Below are 13,914 nucleotides of genomic sequence, written 5' to 3'. Positions count from 1 at the left end.
AAAGAAACTATTATCGCGGTTCAATGACATAGATCGAGAAATTAACTTAATATTCATGCGATCAAGCGGCAGTTTGGGTCGTAGCTACACATGTGCTGCTCGAATTGATGAATTATATTTGGGAATATAAAAAGAGGGCCAAATCCTCTCATCGGGCCAAGAGGAACTCGTGGGCCACCATGCCAACCCTTATATTTCATTTGCATGATAATTTTCTTTACCCTCTGCGTGTTTCCGGCGGCCTTGGCCTTCTTCAGCTCTGCTTGAAGTTGTTCTTTTGTCCAATTCTGAAACTCCGTTTGCGGCCCGCCCTTCCCTTGACGGCCGACAACGACGATGCAGGACTGCGGATCTGTGCAGTCACTATCATCACCTAAATCCCCATCCACGACTATGCCGCCTTCCGGCGGATATGTTGGCAGTGGATAGCTGGGGTCTATGGTGACATAATCTGGATGTTGTCCATTTACGACGATATCGTCACAGTAGTGCTCCCATGAGCTGCCCTGACATTCCTGAGGCAGGGCCTGCAATCCACTGGGATCGACGTTATTTATGGGGTCGCCACCGACATAGGCATAAAGGCTCATCCCGTCGGCATAGCCGATGGGATCAGTCTGCATGAACCGTCCGAGCGTCGGCGAATAGATGCGCACCTTGTAATACCACATCCCAAGTTCGGGAATCCAAGCCTGTCCGGTGTATCCAAAGCGTCCGGCGTTGCCTGTCGCAGGAATGCCATATTCGTCATAGCTGTTGACGCTGATCGTCGTGCCGGCGCTGTTGCTGATTGCAACAATACTTCCACGCTCGTCGGCATGGAGCCAGCGCTTGTCGCTCGTGCCGGCACCTTCGTACCAGACCAGGGGCTCGTCGACGCCCGGTCCGTGGACGTAACGCCGCAAGGCGCCGCCCCAGCTGTCATATTCGGCGACCTGGCGCTCTCCATCATAGCCGAGATAGGTCCATGGTGCCGAAATTCCGGCAAAGTAGAGCCTGCCGAGCGGATCATAGGCCAGGGTCGCTCCACCCGGAGCCGTCAGCAATTGATTCTCGGATGAGTAAGAATAGCTGCTGCTACCCGAACTGGTCAGATTGCCCCGGGCATCGTAGCCGATGCTCGTGCTGCCCGCCGCGCTATACTGGTTGAGCCCATTGGACGTGTAGCTACGGTCGACGTTATAATGTTGCGTCCATGCATAGCTGTCGTTGCTGCGTGTGGTCGATGCGATCTGGCTTGCCGGATTGTAGCTGAAGCCGAGGGTCAGATCTTGTGCGCTACCAGCCAGATCCTGCGCCATCGAGGAAAGCCGTGATACCGGGTCATGGGTGTAGCTCGTCACCGTGCCATTTCCGCGCGTCAGGCTCGTACGGCGGCCCAGATTGTCATATCCAAAGGATGCAAGCAAAGCGTTGCTGATCGCCGGATTCTCCCTGATCTCGGTCATCGCACCCGTGGCGTCATAGGAATAGCCAACCGTCAATCCACCGCCGGGGTATGTGAGAGAGGTGCGTCGTCCGCCTGCATCATAAGAGGCGGACAATGTTCCGGACCAACTCGACTGGGTCAAATTGCGGCCGAGTGCATCATATCCGAAGCCGAGCGAGTTGCCGCCTTGGTTCGCCGCCGTCATTCGTCCCAGCAGGTCATAGCTATATGTAGCATCGGGCTCACTCCCCGGCAGGTCCTTACTGATCAGCCGGTTGAGGTTATCATAGCCATAGCCGATGCTCGTGCCATCGCGCAGGCGGCGGCTTGTCACATTCCCGTTGGGATCGTAGCCAAGCTGCTCATAGTCACCGGCATTGCTGGCGCCCGCCCCCTTTGTCGTCGAAGGATATTCGGTCCTCAGAGCCCGGTCGTGACCGTCATAGATGTATGTCGTGAGATTATTCTCGCCATCCTTGACGCTCGCCTGCTTCCCGTTGCTCGTGTAGGTGATCGTCACCTCGTTCCGCTGCTGACCGCTGACACCATAAGCGTTGGTGACCGTGATGAGCTGATCGGCATTGTTATACTCATTCTTGGTTATCCGATCGGGGCCGGCGCTTCCTGCGGTTGCAGCTGTGCAAGCGGATGCCGGTAACGCTCCGAAGGTCGCGCTGTTCATTCGCACCGCAGTGCAGTCCAGGCGGTTGGCATTGTCGTAGCTATATTGCGTCACGGCATGGACGGTGGAGCCCGCAGAAAGAGTGTCTCTCGTCTTGCGGCCTGCTACGTCATAGGTAGTGACGAGCGTCTCGGCAGTGGAGAAGGCTGCCCAGGCCGGGTCGCCTTGGTTCGTGACCGTGCCGGTTTCAACTGATGTGACTTGGCCATCGAGATTATAGCCATAACGTTCGGCCCGATGAATGGCCGAGCCCGCTCCATCCGGATCGGGTGAGGCAACGCCGACGAGTTGGCGGCCCGCGTCGTAGCGATAGCGCGTCGCATCCCCTGTGCCCGCCAACGGGCCATCCACGGTGATCGTATTGCCGATATGGTCATAACCTAGCCCAATGGTCGCCGTCAGCGAACCATCGCCAGCTCCTGTTGAGTGAGCCGTCGGCAACAGGTTGTTGGCGACGCCCGCGGTGCCATATGCAATGGCCATCTTAACTTCATCGGTCGCGCCCACGCAACTCGTGCCCGTCTGGCATGAAGAAAGCCCTGTCAAACGTGAGATTGGCGCTCCAGAGGCGACGATCGTTCCGGCCGCATTCTTGTAGTAAGCTTGCAACGCCGTGTAGCCATAGCGAGTCTGCGCGCGCGCTGCGCCCGCCGCAGATGCCGGCGACGTGACGGTCAATATTCCGCCACGCGTCGCATCATAGGTATAGTCGGTCTGGTTACCGCGAGCGTCCCTGGTCCAATTCGGTTGATTGCATGTCCTTGGATTGGAGCAGGTCGCATCATAGCCTGCGGTGGTTACGATATCCGCCGGCGTTCCTGGCGTCTTGGATACCTGTGTCGTCGTGATCACATTCCCGCGCGCATCATAGGCGTAACTGGTATAGTTTCCTTCGGGGCGAGTTATCCGTGTGATGCGTCCATTTGCGTCATATTGGAATGAGGTCGTGCGATTGAGCGCATCCTTGTCGGAGGTTGGGCGTCCGACGTTGATGTTGGAGATGACGACACGCTGATGACTAAGCGGATCGGTGACCGTCGCGGTCATCGTCGCACCGGAAAGTGCAAAATTATAGCCCCAAGTTCCAATGCCGTTGGAATAGCTCGAAACGCGGCCGTTGGCGTCGTAGCCAATTGCGATCGTGTCGACGGTTGAAGACGGCTTCTTGATCGCGGACAGTCTTCCGCCAGCGTTGAACGTATATCGGGTCGCGCGACCCAGAGTATCGGTCGTGGTCTGCGTATACGCCCCGTAGGCGTATGAAACTGCGGGCCAAGCCTGCGTTAGTCCGGTGCAGGCGTTCGCCATCGGCGCACAATAGTCGACGGCATTGTTGATGGCCTGGACTTTTGTGGGCGCCAACGCGGGCGGGTTAGGAATTCTGCTTCCGTCACCTGCGCCCACCATATCGATAACGAGATCATCGCTCGGATAGGAAAATTTGAGCTGATAGCCGGCGTTGTTTGTGATCGACTGAATGCGGCCGACAAAGCCGGACTGCAGGGACGCCTCGATCCGATATTCGTCCCTGAGATAGTGGACGTTAACGATACGGCCGTCAGGATACTGGAATTTCACGGCGGTCGCGGCGCTAGTAGGCGTAGCAGTCGCCCCCGGAAGGTCGATGAATTGATTTGCGTCGAGGGTGACAATCAGGCCAGATTTCTGCGTATAAGTGTAGATTTTTGTCGAGCCATTATAGGTAAGCGTCGATCCATTTCCCTGCAAAGATGTGAAAACTGTACCGATTTTGGAAAAATGCTCACTCTTTTGACCAATCGTTATTGCAGCCTTGCTTCCGATGATGCTTAGGCCTCCATAGTATTGATTTTGATTGCGGAAGCTGGAGAAGCCGCCGCCCGAGATCGTTTCAGAGCGGCGCTCAAGCCCTGTTCCGTCGGCGGCGCCAATGCTCAAATCCAAGGTCGAAAGCCGTATAGTGCCGAGCACCAAGTCGACGCCATTCTCATCCACGTTCGAATATTGCGGCAACGCGGCAACGTCAGGCAAAGCCTGGGCAAAGGCACTGGAAGACACAATTGCAAGAGCACTGACGGACGATCTCACGGCGCATTTCGTGAGCAGAGTTGCGGCGATACGGCACTTGGAAACAGGCATAACTTCTCCCCTCGCCAAAACGGCGATCGAACGGATTTCAATGGTTGACTGACGCCTTCAATCAGGGAGGCGAATTGGCAGACCCGGTTGTTGTTGCCTTTGTCCGATTGCCCGCCTTGTCGTGCTCGTAGGTCGTCTGAACATTACTGTTGACCGTTCCCGCACGAGCAACTTTTGTCAGGCGACCGTTGGCATCATAAGTATAGGTGATCGTTTCTGTCGCCATAACATTGGAGGCGCATATTAGCGCCAGTGTCGCGAGGCTAGCCTTGGCTATCACCGCGGACGAAGCATTCTTACATTTCATTGCTATCTGCCCCCGAGCGCTGAACTTTTCGGTGGAGGCGTGCCGTTCTCTCGAACGGTCAGTGCGCATGAGCGGGCGTGCGCCATGAGCGCCCGTCAAGCGAACCGATGCGGCCCCCGCCGCTCGTTCGTCGCTCAGACGGACTATCCGTGCTCCGGCCATCCCCTGGACCAAAGCAAGAGCGACCAGACGCCGGCAGGTCTCCTGGCTTGCGGGTCGACGCTCGATGTGCAGCCTTCCCAAGCTTTCGCCCAGTGGCCGGGATGCAATGCACCCCACGCACATCTTGCTCACCGCTCACAGTTGCAGGGACAGCCGCGGATTTGGATGACAGAACATCCGTACCGCATTCCCCTTTAATCCCCTCTCGGGGAACCAGCGCGATCAGACTAATCACCCCGAAGGATGATCAGCGAAGGTTGAGTAGTTCAAAAACTTCCACGTTTCAAGTACATTAGCTGTGCCCATGCAAGTTGGTGATGACAGTGGAATCTGCCCGAATCCTCCCTCACGCCTGAGTAAGACAGATAAGACATGTCTCAAGTCCGCATTACCCTTCAAATCGCTATCTCTAGCGAGTTATAACATCGGTGCCCCCGGGAAAGCGGAGGCGCAGATGCTATAACTCAACTGGCGTAGCCACGGCCCGAGCTCGACCCGTTAGCTGCTTGTCGAGAAGATGGGCCGACAGTTGGAGCAGGGCATACCCTTTACGCGATAGCGATCACTAACTTATACTATTGACGGAATTCCTCTGCGCCGATACCTCCTTCACAAATAAGAAAATATTGGGTCTCGATTCTTGTTATCTCTGCGGCAGGGGCATGCGCATGGGAAGTATTCGAGTATTACCCGGTATTGTAGCAGTCTTGCTGATCGCAAGCTCGGCCTTGGCTGCTGAAACCATCACTTACAGCTATGATGCTAAAGGCCGGCTAACGAAGGTCGTGCGCACGGGCACGGTGAACAACAATGTCACCGTCGAATATGAGCACGACAAATCCGATAACCGTACGCGCGTGAAGGCCACCAATTCTCCCAATCCTCCGCCTTAGCCCTGATCTCGAACGAAATGGGGCTATTGAAAGGGGCGGATATGAAATGTGAACTGGTACCCAGTCGCAAGCGACTGATGATTTTGGGTCTTTCCACGATTTTGTGCAGCGGCCTTGCGGCCCCGGTAGCGGCGCAGACCTCGCCGACATACCGCAACCTCGACGAAAATGGCGTCGACCTCACCCACGGGGACTATCAAATGGGGCTGGTCGAAGGCTCGATCGGTTCGGGCAATGACGAGTTGACGCTTGTGCGCGACGGCCCATGGTACAGCGGCTTTAATGGCCATCGTTGGGACGCGATCGTGCTCACCGAGGGATTGACCGTTCGAACGGTCTCCTTTGGCCAACGGATGGAATCGTTCAACGGTTCGGTTTCTCAACAGGCGAACGGTTCGACGCTGACCGGCAACTTTACTCATCGGTCGGCCGACGGAACAACGACCGAGTTCATGCCGCGTAACCCAGATTGCAATCCTGTCACCACGGGAGTCTGTGTGTGGGTGCCGACCTCGATCGCGACACCTGACGGCAAGGCGGTTAGCCTGGAATATGAGTCCTGGCTGATCTGTCCCGATATTATCGACGTAGATAACCCGTGCAGGACCGATTCCGTCCGTCTCACCAGGGTCAAGAACAGCGCTGGTTACTCTGTCGTTTTTGACTATGGCGGCGGCGGAAGTAGCGGAATGTCGGGCGCGCCGGTGGATTGGTTTCGGCGAATAGGCGCCGACTTCTACAACGAGAAGGTCAGTTCTTCGCCTCAAGCGCATGTCAGCTACGCCTATCCGTCCGTTACGGTCACCGATGTTACCGATACCGCCGGACGCGCATGGCGAATTTCCGGTAGCGGCCCCACCGTCTCGGCGATCCGCCGGCCGGGCGCCACCGGCGACACCACAACGATCAGCCGGTCCGGCGTCCAGGTCACCTCGCTCACGCGCGACGGGATAACGACGAGCTATAATCGCACCCTCTCGGGCACGACTGCGACGATGGTGGTGACGAATGCGCTGAGCCAAGCATCGACCATTGTATCGGATATGACAATCGGCCGCCCGACCGCGGTCACCAATGCCTTGGGCCAAACGACGGGCTATCAATATGACAGTCATGGGCGCCGGACCCAGATCACCAGCCCCGAAGGTAACAAGACGGTGCTCGTCTATGACGCGCGCGGGAATGTCACCAGCACGACCTTGAAGGCGAAGCCGGGATCAGGGCTGGCGGACATCGTGACGACGGCGAGCTATCCGGCCACCTGCTCGAACCCCGTCACCTGCAATAGTCCCGAATGGACCAGGGACGCCAAGGGCAATCAGACCGACTACGCCTACGACCCGACCCATGGGGGTCTGCTGACCGTTACGGCACCTGCCGATGCCACTGGCGTGCGGCCGCAGACACGCTACAGTTACACGCTAACGGGCGGAGTTTATCTGCTCACCGGAACATCCATCTGCCGCTCTTCCGCATCATGCGCCGGAACGTCAGGCGAAACGAAGGTGGTCGTCGCCTATAACGGCAACTATGCACCAACGTCGGTCATGCAGAGTGCTGGCGACGGCAGCGTCTCCACGACAACAACGGCAACTTATGACGCTGCGGGCAATGTGCAGGCAGTTGACGGGCCGCTTTCCGGAACCAGCGATACCACGACCTATCGTTATGATTTCGGACGCCGATTGACCGGCGTGGTCGGCCCCGATCCCGATGGCGGCGGCGCCCGCAAGCCGACGGCGCAGCGGATGACCTATGGCAATGACGGCCTGACGCTGAAGGAAGTCGGCACCGTTGCCGACGCGGGCGATCCTGCATGGGCAGGCTTTTCGTCGCAGCAGCAGGTCGCGGTTTCTTATGACACCAACGGGCGGCCAGTGAAGACCGAGTTGAAGGCTAGCGGCATCACCTATGCTGCGGCGCAAACAAGTTACGATGCGCTCGGACGCATAGATTGTTCGGTACAGCGGATGAACCCTGCAGCGTTTGGATCGCTTCCCGAAAGTGCGTGCGTAGCCGGAACGGCAGGTGCCGACGGACCCGATCGTATTGCGAAGACCAGTTATGACACTGCGGGACGCTCTGTCAAAGTGCAGACTGCTTATGGCGTCTCGGGCGTACAGGCCGACGAGGCGACTGCCGCTTATTCGAACAATGGCCGCGTTGCATCGCTGACCGATGCCGAAAATAACAAGACGTCCTATGAATATGACGGTCACGATCGGCTGGCGAAGACAATCTATCCATCGACAACGAAGGGCTCGGCAGCCAGCAACGCTGCGGATTACGAGCAGTTCGGCTATGACGCGAACAGCAATGTCACTGCGCGGCGCCTGCGCGACGGGCAGAGCATCGGCTATGTTTATGACAACCTCAACCGCGTCACGAACATCGACCTACCCAACACGGTGTTCGAAGTTCATGATAAGGGCTTTGGTTACGATCTGCTGGGCAATCTTGTGTCGGCGACGATGACCAACGGATGGAACCACAGCTTCGTCTACGATGCGCTGGGCCGGCAGGTGCAGGAAACTGCGCCGCTGGGCGGTGTAGCGCGGAGCTTCGACGCGGCCGGACGCATGGTCAGCGAAACGCTTCCCGGCGGCGGGTTGACGGTCAATTATGATTATGACGTGACCGGCAATATGATCGCCGTTCGGGAAAATGGCGCAACGTCGGGCGTGGGCGTATTGGCGACCTATAGCTATGACGATCTGGGCCGCCGGTCGGGCGTTGTATTCGGCAACGGGACCAGCCAGACCTATGGCTATGATCCGGTATCGCGGCTTTCGAGCCTCGGGGCCAGCTTCCCGGCTGCGGCCGCCAGAAACTTCAGCAACAGCTTCACCCACAACCCCGCCTCGCAAATAGCGGGTACCACGCGCAGCAACGACAGCTATGCTTGGACGGCGCATTATAATGTCGATCGCGGCTACGGCATCAATGGCCTGAACCAGATGACGGCGTCGGGCCCGGCTACATTGGGATATGATGGTCGTGGCAACCTCATCACCTCGGGCGGCAACAGCTTTACATATGGCCCCGATAATATGCTGGCCACATCGAACGTGGGCGGAACCAGCCGCCATCTGGCCTATGAGGCGATGGGGAGGCTGGGCCTGATCATGGGCGATGCCACCACTTCGGTCCGGTTTGACTATTCGGGCTCACGCCTGATCTCCGAACGCGACTGGAATGCCAACCTGCTTCGGCGCTATGTGCATGGCGCGGGAACCGATGCGCCGATCGTCTGGTACGAAGGCGCCGGCACGAGCGACCGTCGCTTCCTGATGGCCGACGAGCGCGGCAGTATCGTCAGTATCACCGACAATGCGGGCGCAATGATCAACATCAACAGTTACGATGAATATGGTATTCCGGCGCCGGGTAATGTCGGGCGGTTCGGTTATACTGGGCAGGCTTGGCTACCCGAAATTGGCATGTGGTATTACAAGGCCCGCATCTACTCGCCGACGCTGGGGCGCTTCATGCAGACCGATCCCATTGGTTACAGCGACGGCATGAACTGGTATAATTATGTCGGGTCCGATCCGGTGAACTTTACCGATCCGACGGGGTTGGAATATGACGGCCCCTCCATAGATGTGATCGGCAAGAAGTATCAAATGGACGAGCCAAACCTGCCGAACTTGGGCACCGCTGGCATGGGCTTTTCTTTCTCATCGGGAGCAAGCTCAGGCGTTGGAGGCGGGGCCTCTGGGGGCGCCAGCGCCAGTAACCCGCAGCAAAATCTGCCGGAAATGCAAGCTAGCAAGCCGGTGGTAAAGAAACTCACGTTGCCTCGAAAGAAACTGGATGGATGGTGCATGGTAGGAGATGCGATGCAGACGGCTGGCGCCTCCGGGGCAATTGTAGGAGCGACAATAGTGGGGGCCGGCCTGCTTACTGGGCCAGGGGAGGTCGCGGCCGCCCCAATCGGAGGAGGGGTAGCGACATTGAGTGGAGCCATCGGTGGTTTAGGATACCTGATATGGAGAGGGGCAGGATGTTGAAATCATTACGAATATTTGGCCCCGCATTCGCTTTTATTGTCATGCTGGTATTGGTAATGGTAAATGACTATGAAGAAAATCCATTTCTCTATAAGTTGCAGCTTGTTGCTTGCATTGTAAATGGAATTGTTTTGTCAATAATTTTGTATGTTGAATATCGAGGGCGTCATGAATCAAGTTAATATCGTCGTTGCGCTACTTCTTTCGACAATTGGATTGACGGTGAGGAATTGATCTACCCTCACCCGAGTGGGGGCCGGTTGGCGACCGTCCGGTTCCAGTCGCAAATTGGAGGCAGCAGGCATCGGGGCAAGTTGCTGTGGCCCTAGCTTAAGTCTCGAAGTCTAAATATTTCGGGTCAGGACTCATTGATCAGAGCCAGAGGGTGACGGTTGCGGCGAGAGCGATAGCGGAGAAGAGGGCTTTTGGGGCATCTGTCGTGACGTGTGGCGGCGCGGCGTCAGTCTTTGAGGGGGATGAACATGATCTCGATGCGATTGCGGCGCCTGTAGCGACGCTTGTCGTATTTGACGGTCTAGTTCCGCAATTTTCGGCCCGGGATGCGCGCAGTGACCCACTTTTCCTGCAAGGCATAGCGGACCAGTGAGCATCATAGCCCCGGTCCGCGAGCATCCATTGCGCCTTGGGAAGGGTATCGAGCAGCGCGGTCGCGCCGGTGCAATCGCTGACCTGCCCGGCGGTCATGAAGAAGCTGATCGGGCGGCCATTCGCATCGGTCATGGCATGAAACTTGATGTTCACACCGCCTTGCGTGCGGCCGATCAGGCGTCCTGCACCCCCTTTTTTCGCGGGCTGGAAGCCGCGCGGTGTTGAGATAGGTCACATCGATCATGATCGTATTCGTTAGGGGCCTGGGGTGTGGCCAAGCCTTCAATCATGCGGATGAAGATGCCCTTGTCGCAGGGCATCTTTGCCGGGCCAAAGTCCTTCGGCGTATCATGCCACCTCAGCCCATTGCGGTTGCGCCAGGAGGCGAGGCAAGAGCGTGGCGCGGGCCCACCATGAAAACGCGCGGCCTCTGGCGGGGCTTGCCCGGCCAGTGCGCGCTCAATTGAAGCCGCGCTTCCGCTGGTAACGTCGCGAATGCGCATCGGCAGAGGGGGCGAGCCCGAAAATGTTGCCCCAATATTGGCGCGCACAATTGTAAGGCGGCAGACTAGGGGTGGATGAGTGTTTTCCGGTTCCAGGAGGCGCTTTTGGGCGACAGGCGTAGAGGGCGGAACAAGCCGGATTTCGTGGAAGTTAGAGAATCGCGCGCCGGATAAATTGAAAATGAAATGATGAGATCATCAACAAAGGAAGAGCGAAACTTCTTGCGAATTCCATCAAAGCCATTGACGCAATGGGATTATTTGGCTCTTGATGATTCAAGGGCGCAGGGGGATGCATGATCAGAAATCAATGGCTTGCCTTATCCGGGGCAAGCGCTTGTGCGCTATTCGCTTGCGCAATGCCAAGCTTAGCGAGTGAAACAATATCTTATACCTATGACGCGCTGGGACGCCTCGTCGTTGCAAAATCATCCGGAAGTGTGAATCACGATAAGGCGCGCTCATTGTGTTATGACCCTTCGGGGAATCGTACCGAGTATAGGTTGAGCGGCACCGGCGCGGTCGCAAGCTGCGCCCCGACGCCAACACCAACACCCAGCTTTGCGATCGCCAATGCGCCTTCCGTCGCAGAGGGGGGCATGCTGGTCTATACGGTTACCAAATCAGGGGTGACGACCGGCACATTTACCGTTGACTACGCAACGGCAAACGGCACCGCGACTTCTGGCAGTGATTTTACCACGGTCGCCGGCACGTTGACGTTCCTTGCAACTGACACGAGCAAAACAATCAGCGTAGCCACCGTTGATGACAGCATTTTCGAACCCGATGAAACCGTTTTGGTCAATCTGTCGGCCGCCAGCGGAGGCGCCACCATCACGAGCGCGCAGGGCTCCGGGGCGATATTGAACAATGATGCGGCGAACCTGCCGCCGGTTGCAGTGGCCGATACGATGTCGGTGCAGAAATGCGGGGTCGCGAACAAGAATGTCATTGCGAACGACAGCGACCCCGAAGGCAATGTTCCGCTCGTCCTTGTGTCGGCATGGAATGTGAATGGCGCGCGAGGCGAAGTGCATGTGAGCACTTCGACGACGCTTTATTACAATGCTTATCACTCTCCGGGGACTGACACCGTCTATTATACGGTTCGAGACAGTGTCGGTGCGACGTCCACCGGAACGGTGACGGTAACGGTGACGAATACAGGGGTTCTCTGCAATGCAATGTAAGGGCGAAGATGCTCACCTGCTAGCTGTTCAGAAAAACATGCAGCCGGCTTCATATTGCCGACAAGGAAAACAAACTCCGCTTCGGTTGGGCTTGCTAACCTTGGCGGCGCTGAGCTGCGCTGAGCCGGCCATAGCACAAGACACGCCGCCCCCATTGGATGCCGTTCCGCCCGGCCCTGCCGAACAATATGCAATCAGTGCCGGCGGCGTGGATATGCGGACTGGTCAATATGCTTTTTCCAGCACGGATTTGGAGGCTGGCGGCAGCAACGGAATCAGTTTCATTCGCAAAAGCGGCGATCCGAGCTGGAAGCATTGGAACGTCATGGGCCAATTCTCGCATAACTGGCATTTGTATGCGACCTATAAACCCGTCAAGGGCGATAGTACCGCCAATTTTGAGATTAAGGGAACGCGGGGAGAGCAGTTTATTGCTCTCAACACCAATAATTTCAGTACAATGTCCAACAGTCACAAATCCACGCTTCAGGCGATACCTACTGGGTCGGGCCCGCTGGATCGATATCTGGTATATACGGCAGCCGATGGCGCCAAGATCACCTTCCGTCCACCCGGGAGCTACAACGACAGGCCGGGGCGGCTGCAGTCCAATCCATTAGATGGATTTGGCGGCTTCTTTGCCTCGAAAATCGAGGAGCCCGATGGCAGGACATATACTCTAAGCTATGACGAGCCCACTTCTGGCACGCCTGCCTTTTTACGCCGCGTGACGAGCAACACCGGCTATGTTCTTATCCTCGAATGGGTGAATATGACGGACGAGAAATTCGTCTCACAAGCCTGTTTGTTCAACGCCGCGGTCGACGTCATTCCTGCCACAAACAGTTGCTCGACCGCCACTTACAAAACATCATATTCCTATGCCCCGAACAAATATATGTCTTCAGCGGTCGATGCGGCAGGAAACACGCACAGCTATTCGTCAACATATAGCCAAGCGACCTGGAACACGGCAGTCGATAACTGGCCGCAAACAAACTACACATGGACAGACAGCTTTTACAAACCCGGCGATGCCAATCCTTATCTCATCAATACGATGCGTAGAACGTTTTTCTATGGATATGTTGAAAGTCAGAATTTTGCTCTCGGGCCAAATTATACATATGACTGGAACATCGTCGAACATAATGAATTGACGATGGAGGTCGCCGGCGGAACGGCGATACGGACCGATGGCCAGTCGATCGCCGTTGGCTATCAAGCCATGCGCAGATTTGGTCACGTCTCCGGGGACTCGTACCTCATTTCCGAGGGGCCGAGCGTTATCACGGACGAACTCGGGCGAACGACGAGCTCCGACTATTGTGTAGATATCGTCCTCACCCCCCAAGGACCGTTTCTCGGCGGCGCGACGGGCTGTGCAGCGGTTTCCGCGCGCTACTGGAAATATCCAGAAGGGAACCGGTCCGATTACAAGTACAATGGATGGGGTAGCGTTTTGGAGATCAGGGACAAGCCGAAACCCGGATCGAGCGACCCTGAAATCGTGCGCAGCTTCAGTTATGATTGCTCCAGCATCGTCACATGCCGAAAGCCCGCAGTGATCACCGACGGCAAAGGCGGAGTCACAAACTTTAGCCGTTCTTCGGTTCATGGCGGCGTGTTGAAACAGATACTCCCCGCAGATGCCAATGGCGTGCGCCCCGAAACGCGGTACAGTTATGCGCAGCGCTATGCCTGGATCAAAAGCGGGTCGAGCTACGCAGCGGCGCCTACACCGGTATGGACCCTGACTTCAGAAGAGTTCTGCAAATCAAGCACCGCCGATGCGAGCGGAAACTGCGCGGGCGGCGCAACTGACGAGGTCATCACGACATATGATTATGGCCCGAATAGTGGACCGAATAATCTGCTGGTGCGTGGCATCGCGGTGACCGCCGACGGCGTGACGCTTCGGACTTGCTATGGCTATGACAAATGGGGCCGAAAGATCAGTGAGACGAAGCCCGCCGCCAATCTGTCGGCATGTCCGTGAGCGGGG

Annotated in this window: 6 protein-coding genes, 1 pseudogene and 1 riboswitch; of the genes and pseudogenes, 4 read left to right on the top strand and 3 right to left on the bottom strand. The window is 56.9% G+C overall.

Features of this window, described 5'->3' with window-relative positions; genetic code table 11:
• Positions 1–53 precede the first annotated feature (53 nt).
• Together AC1RRJ_RS20095 and AC1RRJ_RS20090 are read right to left on the bottom strand one after the other, a co-directional pair.
• Positions 54–4,229, bottom strand: coding sequence for an RHS repeat domain-containing protein (locus AC1RRJ_RS20095; RefSeq protein ID WP_493126015.1), 4,176 nt, complete (start codon positions 4,227–4,229; stop codon positions 54–56).
• A gap of 61 nt (positions 4,230–4,290) precedes the next feature.
• The gene (locus tag AC1RRJ_RS20090; protein ID WP_493126013.1) at positions 4,291–4,455 is read right to left on the bottom strand and encodes an RHS repeat domain-containing protein; all 165 of its coding nucleotides are present in this window, start codon (positions 4,453–4,455) and stop codon (positions 4,291–4,293) included.
• Positions 4,456–4,713: 258 nt separating this feature from the next.
• Positions 4,714–4,931: riboswitch (cobalamin riboswitch) on the bottom strand.
• Between the two features lie 345 nt (positions 4,932–5,276).
• Between AC1RRJ_RS20090 and AC1RRJ_RS20085 the strand changes: the two genes are divergently transcribed.
• A complete protein-coding gene (locus AC1RRJ_RS20085) occupies positions 5,277–5,591 on the top strand; it encodes a hypothetical protein (protein WP_493126011.1) in 315 nt (104 codons plus the stop codon).
• Between the two features lie 77 nt (positions 5,592–5,668).
• On the top strand, positions 5,669–9,604 hold the full coding sequence (locus tag AC1RRJ_RS20080) for an RHS repeat domain-containing protein (RefSeq protein ID WP_493126009.1): 3,936 nt from the start codon (positions 5,669–5,671) through the stop codon (positions 9,602–9,604).
• A 372-nt stretch (positions 9,605–9,976) separates the two neighbouring features.
• On the opposite strand, the pseudogene AC1RRJ_RS20075 reads toward AC1RRJ_RS20080, so the two are convergent.
• Positions 9,977–10,716: pseudogene (locus AC1RRJ_RS20075) on the bottom strand (IS5 family transposase).
• A gap of 503 nt (positions 10,717–11,219) precedes the next feature.
• Between AC1RRJ_RS20075 and AC1RRJ_RS20070 the strand changes: the two are divergent.
• Both AC1RRJ_RS20070 and AC1RRJ_RS20065 read left to right on the top strand, forming a co-directional pair.
• The gene (locus tag AC1RRJ_RS20070; RefSeq protein WP_493126007.1) at positions 11,220–11,909 is read left to right on the top strand and encodes a Calx-beta domain-containing protein; all 690 of its coding nucleotides are present in this window, start codon (positions 11,220–11,222) and stop codon (positions 11,907–11,909) included.
• A gap of 100 nt (positions 11,910–12,009) precedes the next feature.
• Entirely contained in the window at positions 12,010–13,908 is a 1,899-nt protein-coding gene (locus AC1RRJ_RS20065) for a hypothetical protein (protein ID WP_493126006.1), read from the top strand.
• Positions 13,909–13,914 lie beyond the last annotated feature (6 nt).

This window comes from Sphingopyxis sp. GW821-FHT12C06 (assembly GCF_058807415.1).
The sequence above is the reverse complement of the archived record's forward strand: the minus strand, read 5'-3'. Positions and strand labels throughout refer to the sequence as shown.